Here is a 23,077-nt window from a genome sequence, read left to right as displayed (position 1 = left end):
TGCCCTCGTAAGAGGGCATTTTTGTTTCTGATGTCTTTGCCGCAGCAGGCCTGTCCGCCGGTTGTGAAGTGTGGTATTCCGTGTGCGGCGGACTGTTTCCGCGCACCGCTAAAGCGCTTATGGATGTGGCAAAAGTTAAAAAGGTCATCACCGAGCTCGAGCTGGCGTAGTGATAATGAGCTGATTAACTGTGATCGCACTAATAGTTAATCTGATAATAGTTTCAATGGTTATTATTGTTTCCATCGAAGGCGCACAGCTTTCAAATCAAACAACCAAAGGAATACGACCATGAAAACTATCAAAACTCTGACTATCGCCGCTGCCGCCGCTCTTTCACTGATGTCTGCTGCCAGCTTCGCACAGACTGTTTCAGCAACCTCGCTGACTCTGGATGGTGCTGAAGCGAAAATCGCTGCGCAGGCAAAACAGAATGGTGAGCAGTACAAAATTTTAGAAGCGAGCAACGGCAACGTCGTACATATGACCGCAGAACTTTACTAATAACGGATGGTTGCATACGGATGTGCCAGAACAGGTCGCCTACGGGCGGCCTTTTTTGTCGATATAACGCAGTAACTGTACAGTTACGTAAGTTATCGTGATCGCACTAATGGTTAATATTGAAACGATAACCTAGGTTATTATTATTCTCATCGAAGGCACACAGCCTTCTCGTTAAACCACTAAGGATTATGACCATGAAAACTATCAAAACACTGTCTATCGCCGCTGTTGCTGCTCTTTCAATGATGTCTGCCGCTAGCTTTGCACAGAGCGTATCTGTTGAGTCTTCTACTCTGGATGGTGCAGAAGCGAAAATCGCAGCGCAGGCGCAAGAGCAGGGCGCACAGTACAAAATTACTGAAGCCAACACTAACAACCGCGTACACATGACTGCCGAGTTATACAAATAAGTTATTTGCACAAGCAGTTGTGTTAAGGCCGCCTTCGGGCGGCTTTGTTGTATCTGAATGTCCGTAAATGGCCGCGCATGTCCCGCCGCACGCCCGGGCTGTGTGTATCATCAACGCAGTTCTCACCCACACGGATATCGCATGAAAACCTACGTCAGCAAAAACTTCTCTCCCGCAAAAGCCTGGGATGCGTTAGACATCGCCAACTTCTTCGGCACCAGCGTGCGTCTGCACTGGACCAATCAACCTTACAAGTGGCACATCAATGATGGCGAGGAAGTGTTTGCGGTGCTGGATGGTGTGGTAGAGATGCATTACCGCGAAGCAGGTGAGGTGAAGAAAGTGCTGCTGAATAGCGGCGACATTTTTTACGCCAGCATCGGCACCGAGCATGTTGCGCACCCGCAAGGCGAAGCGCGCGTATTAGTGATCGAAAAAGAAGATTCGGTTTAACGCCGGATACTGACTCACCTAAACACGCTAACGCATCAAGTGTGTTAGCGTGTTTGAGATTCACAATCGTGTGAAAAGTAACCGCCTGCGCGCATCGGGCGCGGTGTGGTGCGAGGCGAGTTTTATCCACAGGTTAACGGCGACTCTACGCACGGGGATTGTGGATAACCTTAGGCGAGGTGCCTAATGGGCACCTCAAAAATTAATTGATGGCATTCACAAAGCGGCGCGTTATCTGCTGTGGACGCGTAATCGCGCCGCCGACCACCACCGCATGCGCGCCCAGCGCCAGACAATGCGCCGCCATTTCCGGCGTTTCAACATTCCCCTCGGCAATCACCGGCACCTTTACCGCAGCCAACACGTCACGCAGGAAGCGGCAATCATCGGCGGCCAAATAGCAGCCTTGCGTTTCTGCGGTGTAGCCGTGCAGCGTGGTGCCGACACAATCGAAAGCTAATTGCGCCGCCTGACGCGCTTCTTCCACCGTGGCGATGTCCGCCATCAGCAACAGTTGCGGATAGCGTTGGCGAATCGCTGCCACCAACGCCGGCAGCTGCAAATCGCCGGGACGTGTGTGTAACGTGGCATCCAGCGCAATCATCGCCGGATTCGCCACCATCAACTCATCCACTTCCCGCAGCGTCGCGGTGATATACACATCGCTGCCGGGATAGTCGCGCTTAATAATGGCGATAATCGGCAAATCCACGGTTTGCATAATCTGCTGCACGTCGATCAGGCTGTTGGCGCGAATCGCCGCCGCACCGCCTTCCATCGCCGCTAACGCCATGCGCGACATAATAAACGGGCTGTGTAACGGCTCATCTTCCAGAGCCTGACACGAGACCACCAGTTTTCCCTGAATCTGGGCCAGCATCGGTGCTTTCATAGCGCGAGTAACTCCTCTACTTCATTTTTGATAATGGTGACGTGCGGGCCATAAACCACCTGCACGCCTTTGCCACGTTGGATCACGGCGCGTGCGCCGGTAGCTTTCAATGCGTTTTCATCGAGTTTGCTGCTGTCGATCAGCGTGATGCGCAGACGGGTGGCGCAGCAATCCAGTTCGGCGATGTTCTGCTTGCCGCCTAAAGCCGCGATCACCTGCAGTGGACGTTCTCCGGCGACCATCGGCGCAGTTTCAACGCTGGCGTCTTCGCGCCCCGGCGTTTTGAAATTGAAGCGGGTGATCAGCAAGCGGAAAGTAAAGTAATAGAGCAGGAACCACGGCACGCCAACCAGCGGGACATACCACCAATGGGTTTTCGCTTCGCCCTGCAATACGCCGAACAGAATGAAATCAATCAGGCCGCCCGAGAAGGTTTGGCCGATGGTGATGTGCAGGATGTGGGCGATCATAAACGCCAGCCCATCGAACAGCGCGTGGATGACATACAGCACAGGCGCGACAAACAGGAACGAGAACTCAATCGGTTCGGTGATACCGGTAAGGAAAGAAGTCAGCGCCGCCGACAGCAGCAATCCGGCCACGCGTTGACGGTTTTCCGGCTTAGCGGTGTGGTACATCGCCAGACACGCGCCGATCAGGCCAAACATCATGGTGATGAAGCGCCCGGACATAAAGCGCGCGGTGCCAATGTAGAATTGTTGCGTGTGGGGATCGGCAAGCTGGGCGAAGAAGATGCGCTGCGTGCCTTCCACCAGATGTCCGTTGATCACTTCGCTGCCGCCGAGTGCGGTGGTCCAGAACGGCAAATAGAAGATGTGATGCAGGCCGAACGGGCCGAGCATGCGCAGTACGAAGCCGTAAATAAAGGTGCCGAAATAACCGGTGGCATCCACCAATCCGCCCATACCAAAAATCAGCTTCTGGAAATGCGGCCAGACGATGGTCATCGCCGCACCCACCAGAATGGCGACGAAGGAGCTGATAATCGGCACGAAGCGCGAGCCACCAAAGAAGCCAAGGAACTGCGGCAGGGCGATTTTGTTGTAGCGATTATGCAGCATGGCCGTCACCAGCCCGATCACCACGCCACCAAATACGCCGGTTTCCAGCGTCTGAATGCCGAGCGCCATGCCTTGTCCCACCGCGCTAAGGTTGCCCTGCGCCAGCACGCCGGTCAGCGTCAGCAGCGCATTGATGGTGGCGTTCATTACCAGATAAGCCAGCAGCGAGGCCAATCCTGCGGTGCCCTTGTCGCTTTTGGCCAATCCTACCGCTACGCCAACCGCAAATAGCACCGCGAGGTTGGCGAACACCACCGATCCGGCGCTCGCCATGATGGTGAACATGCCTTGCAGCCAGGCGACATCGAGGAATGGATAGGCTTTGACGGTGTTGGGATTGGAAAGTGCGCCGCCAATGCCCAGCAGCAAACCGGCCGCCGGTAGCACGGCGATCGGTAACATGAACGACTTACCAAACCGCTGGGCTTTTTCAAACCAACCCCCTGAAGAGGCACCGCTGAACAGTGATGACATAAATTTTTATCCCTGAAGTGATTTTGTGGTAAAAATTATTATCACAATCTCATTCATAAGATGAAAATTTCCATCATTATTGTGATAGCTTTCACTTATGCCCTAATCTGCTGCACACTGTGCGCCATAATGTCGTGAAGAAGAGGCCGCCATGACGGACAACGAAAACATCTTGCTGCACCTGCGCCAGGGCTTGCCGGGCTACAGTCCGACGCTGCAAAAGCTGGGCGATTTCATCCTCACCGACCCGCAGAAAGTGCTGTATCTCACCATCACTGAATTAGCGCGCGAGACCGACACCAGCGAAGCGAGCGTCACGCGGCTGTGTCGTCATCTCGGCTGCAAAGGCTATACCGAATTCAAAATGGCGCTGGCGCTGGATGTGCAACACAATCAGCCCGCGGCCGTTGCTAGCGGTGACAGCATCGACATGCTGGTGGAGGAAACGGTGCAGGCGCTGCGCGATACCGGGAAATTCATTAACCGCGAGGTGCTTCAGAGCGCGGTGGAAGCGCTGCATCAGGCTAAAACTATCCAGATCTACGGCGTGGCGGCCAGCGCGATTACCGGTGAGTATTTGCACTATCGCCTGTTGCGCTTAGGTAAATCGGCGCAGCTGTTTGGTGATATGCATCGCGCGGCGATGAATGCCTCGACGCTCAGAGAGGGCGATTTGGTGATCGCCATCTCCGCTTCCGGCTCGACTAAAGATGTAATGCATGTGGTTAAGGTGGCGAAGAAGCAAAACGCGCGCGTGCTGATGCTGAGCAACACGCTGCGCAGCCCGATGGGCAGCTTAGCCAATATGCTGTTAGTGGCTGCGCGGCCGGAAGGCCCGTTCAACGCTGGTGCGCTGAGCGGTAAAGTGGGCGCGATGATGCTGGTGGAAGTGTTGATAAATGAGTTGATGACGCATGATGCCCGTTATCAGGCGGCCAGCCAGCAGACGGCAACGGCGACCTTGCCGATGTTGATGTAAAACGGCAAATCCGTAGCGGCGCGATAAATCGCGCCGCTACGGAACAGTGCTAATAGGTTAAAGCGGTAATTCAGTTATTCGCTCGCCAATGCCGCCACCGGATCCATGCGTGCGGCTTTGCGCGCGGGCAGGTAACCAAAAATCATGCCGATAATGGTGGAGCAGGCAAAGGCCGCGCCTGCTGATTGCCATGAGAAGATCGCGGTAATCATGCCGCCCGCCAGCAGGCTGATAATCGGTCCAATCACCAGCGCCAGCGCGACGCCGAGCGATCCGCCCACCAGACAGACTAAAACTGCTTCGATCATAAACTGCTGCATGATGTCGCCGCGCCGTGCGCCCACCGCCATGCGCACGCCGATTTCATGGGTACGTTCCGTTACCGACACCAGCATGATATTCATCACGCCGATGCTGCCAATCATCAGCGCAATCGAGGCGACCAGCAGAATCAGCAGCGTTAACGTTGCGGCGGCTTCTTCAATCGCTTTACGGTATTTGTCGCGGTTGAACACCAGGAAATCTTTGCTGCCGTGACGCGCGGTTAGCAGTTGCGTCAGCGATTCCACCGCCGGGCCGCTCACCACATCGTCCTTCAGCTTAATGCTGATGCTGGTTAGCGCGGTTTGCCCGCTGATGCGATACATCACGGTGCTCCACGGCAGCCACACGCTGAGGCGATTGGGCGACATGCCATCGTTATTATCCGCCACGCCAATCACGCGCACCGGCACCGAACCCAGCACGATCATCTTGCCAATTGGGCTTTCCCCGTGTTCGCCAAACAGTTTATTGCGCGTGTTGGTATCGATAATGATCTCCTGACGTGCGTGGCGTTCATCGCTGAAGTTGCTGCCTTCCAGCAATTTAATGCCCTGAATCTGGAAATACGCTTTGCCGACGCCGTACACCGAGGTTTTGGACGCATTAGAGAGATAGCGAATCGGCTGATTGGCGATCATCTCCGGGCTGACCGCCGCGACAAACTGCTGACGCCCAATCACGTCGGCATCGGCCATCACCAGCGTCAGCACCGGATGCGCTTCATCCTCGACAAAATCACCGCCGGCATAGATCGACACCACATTGGTGCCGAGCCCGGAAATACTCTCCAGCGTTTTTTGCCGCGCGCCCTGGCCGAGCGCCACCACCGTGACCACCGCCGCGATGCCAAAAATAATCCCGGTCATGGTCAGCGCGGTGCGCAGCCGATGCGCGTTCATGGCATTCAGCGCCATGCGCAATGATTCGCGAAAGCGGTCGAGCAAGCCGCGCAGCTTGCTCTGGCTTTTAGGCGCGGCGGGGACATATTGCGCGCGGGTTGCATCCTGTTTGCGGCCGCTGTCGGCAAAAATCTCGCCGTCCTGAATCTCAATAATGCGATCGGCGTGCTGCGCCACTTTCATGTCGTGCGTGACGATGATCACCGTGTGACCTTCGCGATTGAGATCGTGTAGGATGCGCAGCACCTCTTCGCCGGAATGCGAATCCAGCGCGCCGGTCGGTTCATCGGCAAGAATAATTTCGGCACCGTTAATCAGCGCGCGCGCGATACTGACGCGCTGCTGCTGGCCGCCGGACAGCTCGCCCGGTTTATGATGTTCGCGGCCCTGTAAACCTAAACGTGCCAGCAGATCCGCCGCGCGCTGCAGCCGTGCTTTGCCCTGCAGATTGGCGTAGATCGATGGAATCTCGACGTTGCTCAAGGCGCTGAGATCCGGCATCAGATGATAACGTTGGAAGATAAAGCCGATATGCTCGCGGCGGACTTTCGCCAGCGCATCCGGCGACAGCGTGGCGGTGTTTTGGCCACTAATGAAATAGTCGCCGCTATCCGGCGCATCCAGGCAGCCAAGAATATTCAGCAGCGTCGATTTACCTGAACCGGACGGCCCGATAATCGCCACCAGCTCGCCGCTAGCGATACTCAGGTTAATGTCTTTCAGCACATGCAGAGATTGCGAACCGTTAACATAGCTGCGCTGGATGTTTTTCAGTTCGATGATATTCACATCAACACCTCGTCAGCGCCCGCCGTCTGCGTAGCAAGGATCACTTTCTCGCCGACTTTTAAACCGCTCAGCACCTGAATATCAACGCTGTCAGTGATGCCAGTGGTGATGATGCGTTTGACCGGCTGGTTATCCTGATCGGGGATTTCCACGTAGGTTTTGCCATCCGCGTCTTTCTTCGTCGCCTGCACCGGCACCAGCAAAGCATCTTTAGCGGAATCACGCAGCAGGTTGACCTGCGCCGTCATGGAGATGCGCAGCGCGTTGTCGGGGTTTGGCACATCCAGCAGCGCGTTGTAATAGACTGCGGCGTTGGTGATACTGGCTGGCGTGCTTTCGCTGTTGCCCATCAGCGCGTCATCTTTCATCACCGATTCCGGCGCCAGTTCGAGGCTGCGCAGCGTGGCGTTGTAGCGCTTGTCTGGATTGGAGAAGGTGGTGAACCACGCTTGCTGGCCTGGCTGCACGTTGTTGATGTCGGCTTCGGAGATCTGCACTTTAATCGTCATGGTGCCGAGCTGCGCCAGCTTGGCGATGGTTGGCGCGGTTTGTACCGCGTTCACCGTTTGACCTTGCTTAGTGACGATGGCGATGACCGTGCCGTCCATTGGCGCCATGATGCGGGTATAACCGAGATCGAGCTGCTTCTTATCCACCTCAATCTGCGCCTGAATCACGCGCGCTTTTTGCGCGGTTAGCTCGGCGCGTGCACTGCGCCACTCTTGTTCGGCGGTATCAAAATCCTGACGCGAGATCGCATTGGTTTTAATCATTTGCTGCAAGCGCTGATATTGCGCTTGCTGTCGCACCAGCGCGGCTTCGCGGGTTTCCAGATCGGCCTGCGCCACGCTCAGCGCCGCCTGCGCGTTACGCAAATCGCTGCGCTGCGGTTGATCATCAATTTCGGCGATTAGCTGGCCTTTGCTGACGCTATCGCCAGATTTGATATAGAGCTTTTTCACCTGACCAGAAACCTGCGCACCGACGTTGACGCGTTCAACCGCATCCATTTTGCCGGTGGCAGCAATCACGTTTTCGATATTTCCCTGACGCACTTCGGCGGTGACCACCGCGTTAGGTTTATGGCGTGAACCGGCGAAATGCCAGATCAACAGCAGGAGAATGACGGCAGCGAACGTGGCGAATAGCCATTTTTTTGAGATATTGAGCATAAGCGTCCCTTATATGAAGCGAGAATCATAATCACTAAAGGGAACAAACTGGAGAGAATTCGCCGGATTTATCTGGGTAATGCGCGCTGGTTGAAAAATGATTAAAGTTTTCCGCATAGAAAGGGCGGTTAGGTTGTTTACAGCGTATCTGAGTCACTGATTGGGCGTAGGGTCGCCATTTATGGCGTAATGTTTGTCAGTTAAGCCATGAAACCCCCTCATCACCGAGAGCACACATTGTAGCGGCGCAATTTATTGCGCGATAAGTCGCGCCGTTACGGAAGGTGCGGTGATTTGATACAATGCTTAACTGAGCGGCATTACGCCATTTATGGCGACCGTTTCACTGCCGATTTACAGATCGAGCTGGGTTTTCAGCTTCGCGATCTCCTCACGCCACTGCGCTTGCAACGCGGGTTTCTGATGCTTCGGCTTACGCGCCAGATCCTCATCCAGTTTGCTTTCCACCTCTAATAACGCCAGCAGCAAAGCATCTTCATCCAACGCGTTTTCCGTCGCCGCAGGTGCAACAACCTCAGACATGGATATCACCTGTTCAGCACGCAGGCGCTCGGTCACCGCGTCAAAATCGTGCCACTGGCTGAGTTGCTGGTCCTCTATCAGCCAGAAACGATTGCAGCTGTTGGCGATTAACTGACGATCGTGCGACACCAGCAACACCGCGCCCTCGAACTGATTCAGCGCCTCCGCCAGCTCCTCTTTCCCTACCATATCCAGATGGTTAGTGGGTTCATCGAGCAGCAGCAGTGAATAGCGCGCCAGCGTCAGCCCCACAAAGAGTAAACGCGAGCGCTCGCCGCCGCTCAGTGATCCAATCAGCTGCTGGTGACGCAGATACGGAAAACCCGCAGCGATCAACGCCATCTTGCGCTGCTCATCGCTGAGCGGCGCAAAATGCGCCAGCGCATCACTTAGCGTTTCCGCATCGTGCAATTGATGCAGACTTTGATCGTAATAACCGAGGCGCGCGCGGGGATGAAAAAGCGTGCTATCTGCTTGTTGAAATTCACGCCACAAATGGCGCAGCAGCGACGATTTACCGCAACCGTTGCGGCCAACGATCGCTACGCGATCGCCACTTTTCACCTGCAGCGTTGGTAGTGAAAACAGTGCAGGTGCGTCATCGGCCGGCCGAATCGACATCTGCGGCAACGCCAGCACGCGATCGGCGTCCAGCGCTTCACCTTGCAGCTGCAGCCGCCATAGCGATCCTTCGCTCAGCGTGGTTTGTGCTTCTTTCAACCAATTGGCGCGTTTCTCCATCTGCTGCGCTTTGCGCGACAAACCTTCGTTATCGTAAGTGCGGCCCCAGATCGCCAGATGTTTGGCGCTTTTTTCGACGCGTTCGATCTCTTTCTGCTCGGCCTGATAACGCTGCGTGTCAGCCTCATCCTGCTCGATCAGCGCCTGACGCGCCGCGCTGCAGGGCAGACGGAAGAATTGCAGACCGCGATCGCGCAGAATCCAGCTGCTGTTGGTCACCCGATCAAGCAGGGTGCTGTCATGGGAAACCAGCACGAAGCTGCCGCTCCAGCCGTTGAGGAAATTCTCCAGCCACAATAGCGTCGGCAAATCGAGGTGGTTGCTGGGCTCATCGAGCAGCAGCAGATCCGGTTGCAGGATCAGCGCACGCGCCAGCAGCAGGCGCATATGCTGACCGCCACTTAGCGTTGCGGCGGTTTGCGTTTGTTGCTCAGCGGTGAAACCCAGGCTGCCTAGCAGCGCTTCGGCGCGCCAGCGCTCGGCTTGTTCCGGTAAGCGCGCCATCACGCCATCCAGCAGCGACGCGTTGTGCAGTTCTGTTGGCAGATGTTGCTCGATGCGCGCCAGTAAACAGTGATTAGCCGGCGTAACGCTGCCGTGGCTGGCTTCCAGTTCACCACTTAGAATTTTTAATAAGGTGCTTTTACCGGTGCCGTTATCACCCAGCAAACCGATGCGATCGCCTTTTTTCAGGCTGAAATGGATATCGTGAAATAGCGAGCCGAAGGCGTTATCGAAACCGACAGCGTGGGCGGACAGTAAAGTGCTCATGTGCTTACTCATAAGTTGCAGGCGCAAAAAGGCCCGACGTCAGAAATCGCTGACGACAACCCGGTAAGCCGGAGGAAGGGATTAGATTTTCAGTTAACTTCGCTCAGGACGGATTATCGCAGCACGAGTGCGGAAATGCCTGAACGCGGCCAATTACTGTAGAAGTGTGAGTAAAGAAACAATTCACACAGCAGCATAGTAATCCTCCTTAGTTATCAGTAGGTGAATAAGTGAGCTGATAATAGTGGGGGAGATGCGTATTTTCCAGTGAAAAGTGGCGGGAGTGTGGTGGCGCTCGCTATGATGTGCCGGGCAGGGCACTGGCATCGCTAATGAGCCTGTTCGGTGAAAATCGCCTTCAGAGGTCTTCTGCAAAACTCCAGCAAAACTCTTCTGCAAAACTGGTTAAAAAGTGAGCTAATTTTAGGCTAGGGTTTGAAGAATGAAAATCCGAATAACAAGATAATGAGTGAGGCAGAATTGAAGTAAATGCGTAATTTGCTAAAGAACTCTGTTTGTAGAAACAAGGAGCAAGTTAGGACGATTTGTTGTTCCCAAATCCCATACCAAGCAGACGTGGCGAAAGCTCGTGGGAAGTACGGCAATTTAGCTTTTGCATGATGTTTTTTCTGTGATGGCTAATTGTTTTGACGCTGAGCTGAAGCTTACCTCCTATGTCAGTCAGACTTTTGCTAGTCGCTAAAAACCGAAGCAGGCCAAACTCCCTGGCGGTCAGAGCCCCACTTTTACACTTTACGTTTAAGGAAATAATCTCCTCATCCGACCGCGAAGCGCAACTAAATATTTCACTCGCTAGGCGGTGTATATCACAACTCTTCGGAAGCACACACGCATTTGGTAGAAGAGACGTTACGTACTTTATGACGGCTTTTTCCTTGAGGTCTGTGAAAAATATAATTCGAGTTGAGGGGGATATCATACGAAGCATTACGAACAGTTCGGATATTGCCTGTATGTCACGTCCAGATGTATATAGCTCACTTATGACAATATCCGATTCAGCCGCAAGTTTTAGTACTTCATTATCCTGTGCATCAGTCATCACCGTGACTTTAATGTGCCTGTCGTTGAAATACTGGGAAATCCCAGCAGCAATCCACCTGTCGCTGTCCATAACCGTTAATGTGAACATAGCACCTCCCGTTTGCTGATAGCATTTAACGGGGTTTTCTTCTCTAGGGAAATAGGATAATGACAGCCAGGTATGTAGGAATTGTCCTGGTTTTTATATCCAATAATTACAAACGCATGAAGACGTTTTCGAATTCATCAACTGTGGCTTGTGCTTTTTCAATATGGAGGATAATTATCGATGGGTCTTCATCCATCTCTGTCAACTCTTCAAGCATTGCACACTGTTCACCCAGTTCTTTGATTCCGCTAACCCTGAGTGTCCCGGCAACCCTATGGATAATACGGCGTGCCGAAGCTAAATCTTTCTGCATTACCGCATAGCGCACTTGTTGAAGGTCTTTCCGGGTTTCACTGATCGAAAGAGTAATAAACTCTTTCACGGCTTGGGGGCTGTCGGGTAAAAAGGCGGTCAGAGCCTCAAGATCTATCCACTCGGTCAGGTCCGTAACTTTATGTGGATCGTTTAGCTCAAAAATAGCGATCGTTTCAGCCAACCGGGAAAAATCTACTGGCCTGAACAAGCAGGCATTCATTCCAGCGGTAAGGCATCGGTCTCTTTCCGTTTCCTGTGCATCCGCAGTGATACCAATGATCATTACATTCGGATCTTGCTTCCTGATGCTACGTGTCATCTCGATACCATCCATTTCCGGCATATTGCAGTCGGTAAGAATTACATCGGGTCTTTCCTTTTTCCATGCCTCAAGTCCTGACCGACCATTATCTGCAACGCTTGTTCTGTGGCCCATTAGGGCCACCTGCCGTGAAACGAGCAGGCGATTTGCTGGATGATCATCAACTACCAGAATCCGAAGCGACGAATGCAGCCTTGGTGGAATGACCGGAACCGAATCTAAAATGCTGACGGGCCTTGTTTCTACAGGAATATCAAGCGTAAAAGCAGAGCCTTTCCCGGGAACACTTTCAAGACTCAGTGTTCCGTTCATCAGCAATGTGAGTTCGCTGCTAATAGCCAGCCCCAACCCGCTCCCCCCCGAAGCTGAGTGGTCTGCCTGTTCAAAGGGCATAAACATTCGCTTCTGATCATCTTCGGGTATGCCTGGACCTGAGTCCCGCACGACAATTTGCATTCTGCCCATGCTCTCAGTTGGAAGAGAAACACTTATATTTATCTCTCCCTTGTGAGTGAATTTGACAGCATTACCAGTAAGATTTCCTATTATTTGTCTCAGCCGGTTTCCATCAGAAAATATCTCTCTGTCATACTCTGGAAGCGTTAGGCTCAGGAGCAATCCCTTCTGGTGTGCCAGTCCACTGAAAGTCTGAACAACGGCGTGAGCGATAGTTGAGACGCGACACCAGCTGGGATGCAGCGTCACCTTTTCCGATTCGATACGTTCAATATCAAGAATGTCACCGATCAACGCCAGAAGGCTCTGGGAAGATTCGTGGGCCACGCGAATGAGTTCTGTATCTGTGCGTTTTTCCTGAACCTGCAACTCAAGCAAGCCGATTATTGCGCTAAGGGGGGTCCTTATCTCGTGACTCATTGTGGCTAGAAATCGGCTCTTTGTATGACTGGCACGTTCAGCCTCTGCCCGGGCTGTGCTTAACTGGGCCTGCATGTTGAGATATTCAGTTACGTCCTGCCACCCCCCGATAAAACCGCCTGTTGTTCCGTCGTCTTCCTGGAAGGTTGTCATCCAGTGTCGGATTTGCCTTACGAGGCCAGATACATCTTCAAGAGCGAATTCTAACTCCTGTGGCTCATCCCCCGTCGGTGGCATTCTTATGCACTCTTTCCAGACCTCATAAAGTGGGTGTCGACTGTCAAATAATGATAAAGCCAGATATGAGGAGGGGTAATTGCTTAAAAATTTTTCGAATGCCAGGTTGTTGTGGATGATTTGTCCATCTGAAGTCGCCACATAGACGGGACGAGGGGGGCCGTTTATCAGCCTGTCACGAAACAGGATTTCCTGGCGCAATAAAGCTTTAGCCCGTTGAGTGCGCTTAACCTGTCTTCGCAGAACGCCGGCCCATACTGCGGCAATAAGGATAAGCACGACGGCACCCAGAGCCCCACTGTAAAACTCACTGCGATAAATTCTCCAGGTATCGAAGCGCGCTGCAGGTGTAGCCTGCCAGTGTGTCAGTATACTGGTCACCATATCTGCTGGAACTAAACCAAGCGTCTTGTTGAGTATGCTTTGCAGCTCGGGATCAGATCTTCTTACCCCAAAGACAATTGCCGCCTCAGGTACAGCTAAATCCTGTTGTAATTTCAGCCTGTCCTGATAAAGACCCTGCTGAAGATATCGGGCACTTATAAGCGTGTTAAGTGTGGCGTCTACTTTTCCCTCAGCGACCCATTGCATAGCTAGCCCTGGATTACCGATCAAAGTAACCTTCGCCTCTGGAAAGACCTTTCTGAACCAGTCTGTGGCCTCTTGTGCGGGAATCAGGGCCGCGCTGCGGATGTCATCTAATGATTGTTTACCATTGCGGGTGACCATCACGGTGGGTGTAAACATAAAAGGGGTCGTGAGCAAGATGTCCCGGTTTCTTTCCTGACTCCATATCAGCGGCGCGGTCATGGCGGCATCTCCGCCTGCCAGAGCGGCCGGAAGCTTTGTACTGTCACCAATGTCTGAGTAGCGAAACCGAATGCCTGTTTTTAGACTCACCAGCGAAAGTAATTCAGGTCCTATCCCAGTGTAATTCCCACCTGTACCTTTCATGAAAAAAGGGGGATTAAAACTTGAGGCCACAACAGTTACGGTGGGATGATTTTCACGCCAAGTTCGTTCATCAGATGTCAGGTTTAAAGGTTCGGAAATGAAGCGAATGAGATTGCCTTGATCCCAGCGAGAGGCAATTATCTCACCAGCCTGACTTGAACGTAGATTAAGGGTCGCTTCCTTAAGCACCTCATGCAAAACAGGCGTATGCTCCCCGGTAACGAATTTATAAGCTGTCATCGGCTGGGTAGAAAGACCATCTATATTCAGGGAATTAACGTAGTTTCGTTCTGTTACATAGTACGCTTCCCCAGCCGGCAATATGACAGACTGAATCTTTCCCTGATCGAGCGCAGCAAGCAACCTACCAGGCGTGCCACCTGAGATAGTACTTTTATCAGTGATATCGGAAAGAGCCTCGGCGCTTCGTCGCACAACTTCCATGGGATATGCTTCTGCCACATTGACGCTCATAACTGATTGATAATGGGAGGGGGGTTTATCTCCTGCGGGACTAAATATTATGTCAGTGTCGCCCTCGTTAAGCGAGGAATAGGCCAACTCTGCACTATCAAAATGGACGATGCGAAGCGTCACGCCGAGGCTTCGAGCCAGAGTCCAGGAGAAATCAGGGATATACCCGGTAACGCGCTCTGAAGCATCAATCCTCGTCAAAGGCGGTCTGGTGGGACCATAGAGCGCGAGAGTTAATTCGCGCTTTTGTCCGAGCCATCGCCATTGATAATCTGTGAGTGTTGGAGCCGTCACTTCGGGAAGGGCGTCAGGCACATAACTGAGCTTATCGGGGGCGGAGATGCCGTCAACCGAATATAATAAAGCAGCAAATATCCAAAAACGATTTGTGCGCATCAGGAGATATTATTCCTGCGAGTAAAATCCAGTAAGTCACGCTGATTCTTCAGCCCCAGTTTATCCATAAGACGTGCTTTATAGGTACTGACGGTTTTGTTACTGATTTGCATACGTGCTGCGATGTTGAAGATCTCAACCCCCTCACCAAGATACCTCAATACTTCAAATTCTCGCCGCGACAGAAGCCGGAGTTGCTCAGATTCCGAAGCTGTGCTGGTCTTTTCATAATGCTCAGATATGCGCAAGGGAAAATAACCGTAACCAGAGAATACTACCCCTACAGCGTGAGAAAGGTCTGATAGATTATTTTGTTTACTGATGAAACCATTCGCCCCGGCTTTCATGCTGAGTTGGATATAATAGTCAGGATTTTTCCCGCTCATGACGATGACAGGAATTTTTATGCCAGCGGAGCGCAGCAAGGTAATCGCCTCGATGCCATTTATGCCAGGAAGATCAATGTCCATCACCAGCGCATCAGTATTGTGATTCTTAACCAGAGCTAATACATCTGAACCGTTACCAGTTTCTGCGACAACAACGTGGCCTTCTTTCTCAAGAAGCATACGAATGGCCAATCTGGCCAGAGGATGGTCGTCTACAACAATAAACGCAGCCATGTGAACCCTGAATGTTTGGATAATGGTTAATAATATGTTGCTAAGATAAAGGCTGCAAAAATTATTTTGTAGTCCTATCCCCTACAATATTATTCAATTTATCCCAGAGATAATTACGATAGCAAAACAATTAAGAATTAAAACATGAGAATGTAGTCCTTGGATTACACGGCGTCTCTTTGTGTCTGATATTTGCCGCGATTAAAAAATGACACAATTACTGTCAGACGTGCTCACACCTGCGCTGAGCCACAAAGACAGTGAGAAAATCATGAAGTCAATTACTAGTTTCATTGAAATTAACCAAATGCTCAGGCCAGCCGCCTGGCTTTTTGTAACTGCATTTTCCCTTGGTGCCTGGTTTATGGCTGGTGTCATCATTCAGATCATATTCTGATTTCAACCTAAAATCGCGAATCAAACATTATGAATAAGATATTTAAAGTAAAGTGGAATGCTGCCCTGCAACGTTTTGATGTCACCTCAGAATTAACCAAAGGGAAAAGCAAGTCATCTAAAAGCGGAACTAAACATTCAAGTTTTATCCTCATAAGAACAGGCGTGTTATCTCTGACTGCGCTGGCAATGGCATTTGTTATGCCGTCCCAGGCAGCGGATATTACTCTGGACGTTTTTGACTCTAAAGATGGCGGCCATGTTCAGGCCATTACTGGTAACGACAATCTGCTTTCAACAGACTGGAAGTCAATAGCCACTGGCGATAAAGGATATAATATTCTCAAACTGTCAGTACTGGCCGGAATGGGGAAACTCTCCGGTAGTGGTGCCGGATATATTGATAGTGGTGGCTATATCGGTCTGGGACAGCAGGCCGGTTATGACTATATTGACCCGGCAACGGGTAACAGCGCTACTTTTTCTGCATATCAGAATGACCAACTGCGCATGGTCGACCTTGCGAATCAGTATTACAGCTATCATTATGCCGTAGGTGCAGACGGGCAATACGTAGACCGCAATCTGATTAAGGTTGATACAGGCTCCAGCCTGGATGTGAACGTCGGCAGTACCTCAGGCAGTGACTGGTTCAATAATAAAGATAATCAGATCACCTTGTTTATGAAAGGTAAAAACAGCACATCCTCCGTATTTCTAGCAAATGGAGGCACGCTGAATTACAAAAGCAAGACGGTAGCACACCTTGGAAATATAAACAGTTATGCCAAAAATAACACCGACCCTGCTTTGGCATTTTTGGCAGGATTCACTGGAACTTTCGATAGTGCCATTGGCGTGCAAACTGTTGAGAATATTGACGATCTGAAAAACTATAATACTGCGTTAATTCAGGCTGTAAAAGACGGATCATTATCTCCGGGATCGTATGATGCGGAATTTAAGAAAGCTTATGACTCATCAGGCGTTAAACATATTTACGTTGACGAAACAGTGCCAGATGATGATGCAACACGCTTTCTCATTGATCCAACCCGAGTAGCTTACATTTTAGGCAGCGCTGGCACTATTAATATCGATTCTGATGCATCCATTCAGGCATATAATACCGATATATCGGTTGTTAGGCTGACTAATGCGTCAACACTGAATAACTATGGCAATCTGGGGACATTTGCAAGCTCCAGTGCGGGTTCATTGGTCGTGTCTGCACGCGAGAACTCTGTAGTCAATAATTATGGGGTTATTGATGCAGGGACAAACTCTGAAATGAGTGCTTATAAGAATAACTCTGGCAATCCGATTGGCACTCCTTTTACAGGACATAATAATGCCGTTGCCGCCAGTACAGGTAGTACAATTAACAATAACGGGGTGATCAACCTTGCTCCAAGTGGAGCATACGTTTCTAACGTTGGCGTGCAATTATTCAATGACGCAGTGTTGAACAACAACGGCAACATCAATATTTCTGCAATTGAACGCAACGGAATAACAACCTATCCAACTTACAGCATGGGTGTATTGCTTGAAGACAGCGCTGCCTTCAACAACAGAGGTGAGGTTTATCTGGGACGTGAGGCGCAACGCAGTACTGCTGATACAACCACCGATATCGTAGCTGACTCGCCCAACAATCAGCTGGTGCTTGCGCGCGGAACATCAACCTTTACCAATCAGATCAACGCTACGTTGACGCTGGGCAGTAAAACACAGGGTGGATTCGGCGTAATAGTTCAAGGACCCATGGCGCGTGCAATTAATCATGGTGAAATTCTCATCAAAGGCGCAGCGGACGGTGTGGCTGGTCAGCCTCCCCTACAAAATGTTGGCATGAAAGGTTTTGCAAGTGCTGGTGCTGCAGGAGGCTCAGTGCTAAATGCAGCTGACGGTAACATAACCCTGGACGGCATTAATGCTGTAGCCATGATGGCGAGCTCTGTCAGCACGGACAGTGGAACAACCACAGTACGCAACGACGGATTAATTAACATTCTTCAAGGAATTGATGCCATTACTAAAACCGCAAACTACGGTCTGTGGGCCGACGGCGCACGCGCTGTAGCCATCAATGCCGGTACCATTGAGCTTAAGGGGGATGGTGCCATCGGTGCCCATGCGCGTAATGGCGGGACCATTGAAGTAGACAATGCGGGCGTAATTAATTTTGATGGCATCAATCAGACCGGTTACTACGTACTGGGTGCGGGCTCGAAAGTGGTCGATAACAGCACCGGTACGCAAAATGTGACTACGGAAGGATCGACACTGTATCGTATTGATGGTGGCGCAACCTTTGATGGCACCGGTAGCGCATCTGCTGTGGAAAGCAGCGGTAAAAATTCGACTGCTCTGCTTGTAACCAGCAACACCCAGGCAAGTGAGCTTAACACCGGCAACATGACCATCACCGCCAGCGGTGATGGCGCAACGGGTATTAAGGTGATGGGCAATGCCCAGGGCACCCTGGCTAAGGAGACCACCCTTTCAATCAGTGGTGCCAGCAGCACGGCAGGAATTGTAGACGGCAGCTATGCAGATATTACCGGTAATGGCGATCCCGCTTATCGCGGCAATGCGAGGCTGACCAGCTATGCGACGCTCGATGGCAGCGTAGCAACATCGCCGAATGCCATCGGCTACATTGCCCGCAATAGCGGCACTCTGGATCATCGTGGTGATATAAACTTCACCACGGCGAATACCACGGGCGTCCTGGTAAACGGCGGCACGCTGGTGAACAGCGGCGATATTAAGGTTAATGGCATCGCGGTTGATATTCAGGGGGCTACTTCAACCATTTCTAATACCGGCAATATTGAAGCCTCAGATGGCGAAGCTGCGATTAAAGTGGGTAACGGTGCGAATCTTGCCCTTAATGGCCAGGGTGTGGTGAAAGCCAGCGGCAGCGCTCATGGCATTCTGCTTGACACCGGTGCCAGCGGCCTGACAGTGAAAGATGCCAGCATTGAGATGAATCCGGTAGGCAATGGTAATGCTATCGAAAACAAAGCAGAAATTGCGGGCATCAAACTTGATAATACGCAGATAACCGTTGATAACGGGGCTGGCGTGCGCACTGCTGCCAGCATGGCGAGTGAAAACAGTGGAAAGATTACCGTCAACGGTAGCGGATCCGGCTTATTGATCCAGAATGCTGATGGTTCAACAGCTTCCAGCGCCCTTGATATGTCAAACTCACGTAACCTGATAATTGATGTCAACCATGCGGACGGCAGCGGTATCGTCACAAATATCAAAGGGGACGTGAAATCAGGTGCCAGTGTCAACATCAATGACGCTGCTGGCGGACCTGCTCTGAAAGTTGGCGGAACGAGTGCAGTGGTAGAGCAGAGCGGACGTCTGGTGTCGAATTCAACAACCAACCCGGTAGTCGATGTTAATAACGATTACGTGGGGAGTTTCATTAACCGTGGGGACATTATCGCCAACTCAGCTGCACAGGTTGCGCTGGAAATTACCAGCGGTCTTTCAGGCGTTCACTTTGTGAATGCTCAGGGCGGTAACATAGTCGGTCATGTAAATCTGACTACCGCACACGACCACACTGTAGATTTACAGCATGGCAGTACCGCTACAGATATCACCAGCTCAAGCGGTGATGACAGCTATAATCTGGTCAACATTGATGCCACTGACGGCAATTTGTTTGAATCTCTGGATGCGGGTGCGGGCGATGACACACTCAATCTGCGTAACAGTGAGCTGACTCTGGCGCAATCTGGAAAAACAATTACAGGTTTTGAACAGGTTAACCTTGAGAACAGCTCTACCCTGACGCTGGATAATATTCTGCTGCCCTTAGGCGACTCTGCAGATAACGCCGCAGGTACCGGTTTCAATATTGCTCACGGCAGCACCCTGGTACTGAAACAAAACGCTGACACGCTATTTGACAGTAATATCAGTGGCGCGGGCATGATTGCGGCCAGTACGGCGGGTAACACTTTTGAGTTTACTGTCAACAATGCCAGCAACACCTTTACTGGTACGTTAGCGCTTACCGACAGCACATTTGCTCTAGATGGACTGAATACCCAAGCTCTCACTCACGCAACCCTGCTTGCAGGTACCGATAGCCGCGTCACCGTTGCCGACGGCGTGCAGCAAATCGGCGGCCTGAACTTTGACGGTGGCACTGTAGTATTCGATACCGGTACTCCAGGCGATACCGTGGCTAAAGGCGTGGTGCAAACCTCCGGGTTAATGGATATCAGTGGGCGCGGTACGGTAGAAATTAATCCGGGTTCGGTCACCAACCACCATGTGCTGCCAACACAGACCGTTTCATTACTGGAGCAGGATGAAGGTGATCAGGGCATCAAGCTGGCAGGTAGCGCGATTCCGGTGCAAGGCTCCGGCGGAAACCTGGAGCTGCGGGATACCAGCGGCAACCTGATTACCGATCAGTTAAATACCAACGTGCTGCAGGATGGCAATGTGGTGGCCAATGCCACTTATGACTATCGCCTGACCAGCGGGCACGCCGATGACGGACTGTATGTGACTTATGGCCTGACGCAACTTGACCTGCTGACTCAGGGCAATGATGCTCTGGTGCTTAATGCATATGGTAAAAAAGGTAATGCTGCGGATATGAGCGCGAAGCTAACTGGTATCGGCGATTTGGCGATTGATACCGGTACAGGCCAAACCGTCTCTCTGTCCAATATGGATAACAGCTATAGCGGTAAAACGGATGTTCGCAGCGGTAACCTGCAGATGAATAATGACAACGTATTGGGTCAGACTTCAGAGCTTGCGCTGGCGGCCAATACTGGCTTTGACATGAATGGCTACAGCCAGACTATTGGTGCGTTAAACACAGCGGCAGGATCGGTGGCGCACCTCAACGGCGGCACGCTGAGCATCACCCACGGCGGTTCGGTTAACGGCAACCTGCAGGGTAGTGGTGCGCTGAATGTAAATGGTGAGACGTTAACAATCAATGGCAGCAACGCTGGGCTTACTGCAACGACTTCAATTGCTTCTGGTGCTGACGTGCAGTTGAACAACACCATCGGCTTGGGCAGCGGTAATATCGTCAACGAAGGTTTATTAGCATTAAAAAATGCGGCTGGCGCGTTGTTTAACAGCCTGAGCGGTTCAGGTGAAACCAATATCGCGCAGAACAGTGATGTTGTCTTGATGGGTGATAACGATGAATTCGCAGGTAAATTCAGTATTGAAAATGGCTCCGTGTTGACGGCATCAACTCAATCGAGCCTTGGCTCAGCTGAAGTCTCCAATGAGGGATCGTTAAATCTTGCCAGTAGTCAAAGCTGGTTGCTGGACAATACCATTATCGGCAGCGGTGAGTTAAACCAGAATGGTTCAGGTGTGGTAACGCTTAGCCAGCAGGCAGCGCAGTACGCTGGTGATACGCAAGTAAATGCGGGCGGGTTGCAGCTTGGTAGCGCAGATAATAACGTCACGCTCGCTTCAGCCAACCTGAACATTGCCAGAGGGGCAGTTGCTGGTGGCTTTGGTGGTACATCAGGCAATGTTAGCAATAGCGGTACGCTGCAGTTAGGTGAAATCAACCCCGTCACGAATGCAATTAAAGAGGCAATGCGTTTCAACGTCGGCGGCAATCTTGCCAACAGCGGAAACATAATTGTAGGTGGTGCAGGCGCAACGGTAGGCAATCAGTTGCATATTGAAGGCAATTACAGTGGTCATGACGGTCACGTTACCCTGAACACCGCCTTAGGCGATGATAATTCGGTCACCGATAAAATTATAATTGCTGGTGATACCAGTGGTACAACCCACGTAAGCGTCAATAATGCCGGCGGGAGTGGTGCCAAAACTATCAACGGTATTGAAGTTATCAGTGTCGGTGGAATATCAGATGGTGAGTTTGTGAAGGAGGGCCGTATCGTCGCTGGAGCCTATGATTACAATCTGGTACGTGGCGAAAGCGCCAACAGAAACAATTGGTATCTGACAAATGTGCTTAATGGTGTGGTTGACCCTGGTGAAGGTGGCGGGGATGGCAATAAAGATGAAATCATCAAGATTTATCGCCCGGAGTCTGCCGCCTACTCAGCGAATATGGCTGCAGCAAATAACCTGTTCAATACGAGGTTGCATGATCGTTTGGGTGAGACCCATTATGTTGATGCGCTGACAGGCGAAGAGAAAGTGACCAGCATGTGGCTGCGTAACGTCGGTGGACATACCCGCTCCAGTGACAGTAGCGGTCAGATGAAAACTCAGGCAAATCGCTATGTGATGCAGATGGGCGGTGATATTGCGCAATGGACAACGGATGGTGCCAACCGTTATCACCTCGGTGTGATGGCCGGTTATGCCAACCAGCAGAGTAACAGCCGTAACCATCTTTCTGGTCAGAAAGCGGATGGCAGCATCAATGGTTACAGCACAGGTATCTACGCGACCTGGTTACAGGACAACGAAGAGAAATCCGGTGCTTACATTGACAGCTGGGCGCAGTACAGCTGGTTTGATAACACCGTGAAAGGAGATTCACTGGCGGCGGAGTCTTACAAATCGAAAGGGATTACCGCGTCGCTTGAGGCCGGATATACCTGGAAAATTGGCGAGAAGAACGAGCGTGAAAGCTACTTCGTGCAGCCTCAGGCGCAGATCACCTGGATGGGCGTGCAGGCGGATGAGATTCGCGAGCAGAATGGCACTCGCGTGAAAGGAACCGGTGATGGCAACATTCAAACCCGCTTAGGTGCGCGTGCCTTTATCAAAGGCCACAGCTCAATTGATGATGGCAAAGATCGCGTATTCCAGCCATTTATTGAGGCTAACTGGATCCATAATACAAAGGAATTTGGCAGCGAACTAAACGGCGTAAAAGTCACCCAAAAAGGCACGCGCAATCTGGGCGAGTTGAAAGTAGGGGTTGAGGGCCAGATCACCAAAAATATTAACCTGTGGGGCAATATCGGCCAGCAGATGGGTGATAAAGGATACTCCGATACAAGTGCCTTATTTGGGGTTAAGGTCAATTTCTGATTTAAAAATCCATAATCTTGTGGGGATTTAGGTGTAAGTGCTGGTTACTAAGGTAACCAGCACTTTTTTTTTATTTTCCTGAGCATCTTATCCGCATCTTTCGCATGGAATCCGAAAGGTCGCAATCCAGTGTAAACTTTAACTGCCATAGTTCTTGTTACCCTTTCGAGAGAAAAACATGACATTAGCTTTTTAACTAATATACAACTGCTCACTTAAATCATTTATATGCTTAAGATAGCTGCGAACATATGATGTTC

14 protein-coding genes and 1 pseudogene are annotated in these 23,077 nt (G+C 51.4%); 7 read left to right on the top strand and 8 right to left on the bottom strand.

Annotated elements, in window-relative coordinates; all coding sequences use genetic code 11:
* Nucleotides 1-29: 29 nt before the first annotated feature.
* From PZBJ_RS24320 to PZBJ_RS06185, 4 genes and pseudogenes are all read left to right on the top strand, one after another.
* Nucleotides 30-137 (top strand): annotated as a pseudogene (locus tag PZBJ_RS24320) (dihydrodipicolinate synthase family protein); the annotation flags it as partial.
* Between the two features lie 154 nt (nucleotides 138-291).
* Nucleotides 292-504 (top strand): DUF1471 domain-containing protein, encoded by a 213-nt coding sequence (locus tag PZBJ_RS06195; RefSeq protein ID WP_101761684.1) that lies wholly within the window; start codon nucleotides 292-294, stop codon nucleotides 502-504.
* 197 nt (nucleotides 505-701) lie between these two features.
* The gene (locus tag PZBJ_RS06190; RefSeq protein WP_007890153.1) at nucleotides 702-917 is read left to right on the top strand and encodes a YdgH/BhsA/McbA-like domain containing protein; all 216 of its coding nucleotides are present in this window, start codon (nucleotides 702-704) and stop codon (nucleotides 915-917) included.
* Between the two features lie 141 nt (nucleotides 918-1,058).
* Nucleotides 1,059-1,370: a cupin domain-containing protein gene (locus tag PZBJ_RS06185; protein ID WP_101761683.1), complete on the top strand. Its 312-nt coding sequence runs from the start codon at nucleotides 1,059-1,061 to the stop codon at nucleotides 1,368-1,370.
* 202 nt (nucleotides 1,371-1,572) lie between these two features.
* On the opposite strand, the gene PZBJ_RS06180 is transcribed toward PZBJ_RS06185, so the two are convergent.
* Together PZBJ_RS06180 and PZBJ_RS06175 are read right to left on the bottom strand one after the other, a co-directional pair.
* The gene (locus PZBJ_RS06180) at nucleotides 1,573-2,262 is read right to left on the bottom strand and encodes an N-acetylmannosamine-6-phosphate 2-epimerase (protein WP_101761682.1); all 690 of its coding nucleotides are present in this window, start codon (nucleotides 2,260-2,262) and stop codon (nucleotides 1,573-1,575) included.
* Nucleotides 2,259-3,818 (bottom strand): PTS transporter subunit EIIC, encoded by a 1,560-nt coding sequence (locus tag PZBJ_RS06175; protein ID WP_101761681.1) that lies wholly within the window; start codon nucleotides 3,816-3,818, stop codon nucleotides 2,259-2,261. Before PZBJ_RS06175 ends, PZBJ_RS06180 begins: the two co-directional genes overlap by 4 nt.
* Before the next feature lie 151 nt (nucleotides 3,819-3,969).
* Between PZBJ_RS06175 and PZBJ_RS06170 the strand changes: the two genes are divergently transcribed.
* Entirely contained in the window at nucleotides 3,970-4,797 is an 828-nt protein-coding gene (locus tag PZBJ_RS06170; protein WP_101761680.1) for a MurR/RpiR family transcriptional regulator, read from the top strand.
* Between the two features lie 74 nt (nucleotides 4,798-4,871).
* Here the strand turns inward: PZBJ_RS06170 and PZBJ_RS06165 are convergent, their stop codons facing one another.
* From PZBJ_RS06165 to PZBJ_RS06140, 6 genes are all read right to left on the bottom strand, one after another.
* Nucleotides 4,872-6,809: a MacB family efflux pump subunit gene (locus PZBJ_RS06165; protein ID WP_101761679.1), complete on the bottom strand. Its 1,938-nt coding sequence runs from the start codon at nucleotides 6,807-6,809 to the stop codon at nucleotides 4,872-4,874.
* Nucleotides 6,806-7,981 (bottom strand): efflux RND transporter periplasmic adaptor subunit, encoded by a 1,176-nt coding sequence (locus tag PZBJ_RS06160; RefSeq protein WP_101761678.1) that lies wholly within the window; start codon nucleotides 7,979-7,981, stop codon nucleotides 6,806-6,808. The genes PZBJ_RS06165 and PZBJ_RS06160 overlap by 4 nt, the downstream gene beginning before the upstream one ends.
* A 354-nt stretch (nucleotides 7,982-8,335) precedes the next feature.
* Complete coding sequence (locus tag PZBJ_RS06155; RefSeq protein ID WP_101761677.1) at nucleotides 8,336-10,036, bottom strand: ABC-F family ATP-binding cassette domain-containing protein; 1,701 nt, start codon at nucleotides 10,034-10,036, stop codon at nucleotides 8,336-8,338.
* Nucleotides 10,037-10,571: 535 nt separating this feature from the next.
* Complete coding sequence (locus tag PZBJ_RS06150; RefSeq protein WP_091003986.1) at nucleotides 10,572-11,189, bottom strand: helix-turn-helix transcriptional regulator; 618 nt, start codon at nucleotides 11,187-11,189, stop codon at nucleotides 10,572-10,574.
* A 106-nt stretch (nucleotides 11,190-11,295) separates the two neighbouring features.
* Complete coding sequence (locus PZBJ_RS06145) at nucleotides 11,296-14,763, bottom strand: response regulator (protein ID WP_101761676.1); 3,468 nt, start codon at nucleotides 14,761-14,763, stop codon at nucleotides 11,296-11,298.
* The gene (locus PZBJ_RS06140) at nucleotides 14,763-15,386 is read right to left on the bottom strand and encodes a response regulator (RefSeq protein WP_101761675.1); all 624 of its coding nucleotides are present in this window, start codon (nucleotides 15,384-15,386) and stop codon (nucleotides 14,763-14,765) included. Before PZBJ_RS06140 ends, PZBJ_RS06145 begins: the two co-directional genes overlap by 1 nt.
* A 208-nt stretch (nucleotides 15,387-15,594) precedes the next feature.
* On the opposite strand from PZBJ_RS06140, the gene PZBJ_RS24265 reads away from it, so the two are divergent.
* Together PZBJ_RS24265 and PZBJ_RS06130 are read left to right on the top strand one after the other, a co-directional pair.
* Entirely contained in the window at nucleotides 15,595-15,783 is a 189-nt protein-coding gene (locus PZBJ_RS24265) for a hypothetical protein (protein WP_091003975.1), read from the top strand.
* Between the two features lie 29 nt (nucleotides 15,784-15,812).
* On the top strand, nucleotides 15,813-22,817 hold the full coding sequence (locus PZBJ_RS06130) for an autotransporter outer membrane beta-barrel domain-containing protein (protein ID WP_101761674.1): 7,005 nt from the start codon (nucleotides 15,813-15,815) through the stop codon (nucleotides 22,815-22,817).
* Nucleotides 22,818-23,077 lie beyond the last annotated feature (260 nt).

The sequence above is a fragment of the Pantoea endophytica genome, assembly GCF_002858935.1.
Lineage (GTDB): Bacteria > Pseudomonadota > Gammaproteobacteria > Enterobacterales > Enterobacteriaceae > Pantoea > Pantoea leporis.
Note: the sequence above shows the minus strand (reverse complement) of the source record. Positions and strands in the feature narration are given on the sequence as shown.

What these genes read in the sequence shown, in the direction of transcription:
- PZBJ_RS24265 (WP_091003975.1), top strand. Translation starts at nt 15,595, where the DNA reads ATGACACAATTACTGTCAGACGTGCTCACACCTGCGCTGAGCCACAAA.
- PZBJ_RS06195 (WP_101761684.1), top strand. Translation starts at nt 292, where the DNA reads ATGAAAACTATCAAAACTCTGACTATCGCCGCTGCCGCCGCTCTTTCA.
- PZBJ_RS06190 (WP_007890153.1), top strand. Translation starts at nt 702, where the DNA reads ATGAAAACTATCAAAACACTGTCTATCGCCGCTGTTGCTGCTCTTTCA.
- PZBJ_RS06155 (WP_101761677.1), bottom strand. Translation starts at nt 10,036, where the DNA reads ATGAGCACTTTACTGTCCGCCCACGCTGTCGGTTTCGATAACGCCTTC.
- PZBJ_RS06180 (WP_101761682.1), bottom strand. Translation starts at nt 2,262, where the DNA reads ATGAAAGCACCGATGCTGGCCCAGATTCAGGGAAAACTGGTGGTCTCG.
- PZBJ_RS06140 (WP_101761675.1), bottom strand. Translation starts at nt 15,386, where the DNA reads ATGGCTGCGTTTATTGTTGTAGACGACCATCCTCTGGCCAGATTGGCC.
- PZBJ_RS06175 (WP_101761681.1), bottom strand. Translation starts at nt 3,818, where the DNA reads ATGTCATCACTGTTCAGCGGTGCCTCTTCAGGGGGTTGGTTTGAAAAA.
- PZBJ_RS06150 (WP_091003986.1), bottom strand. Translation starts at nt 11,189, where the DNA reads ATGTTCACATTAACGGTTATGGACAGCGACAGGTGGATTGCTGCTGGG.
- PZBJ_RS06185 (WP_101761683.1), top strand. Translation starts at nt 1,059, where the DNA reads ATGAAAACCTACGTCAGCAAAAACTTCTCTCCCGCAAAAGCCTGGGAT.
- PZBJ_RS06145 (WP_101761676.1), bottom strand. Translation starts at nt 14,763, where the DNA reads ATGCGCACAAATCGTTTTTGGATATTTGCTGCTTTATTATATTCGGTT.
- PZBJ_RS06160 (WP_101761678.1), bottom strand. Translation starts at nt 7,981, where the DNA reads ATGCTCAATATCTCAAAAAAATGGCTATTCGCCACGTTCGCTGCCGTC.
- PZBJ_RS06130 (WP_101761674.1), top strand. Translation starts at nt 15,813, where the DNA reads ATGAATAAGATATTTAAAGTAAAGTGGAATGCTGCCCTGCAACGTTTT.
- PZBJ_RS06170 (WP_101761680.1), top strand. Translation starts at nt 3,970, where the DNA reads ATGACGGACAACGAAAACATCTTGCTGCACCTGCGCCAGGGCTTGCCG.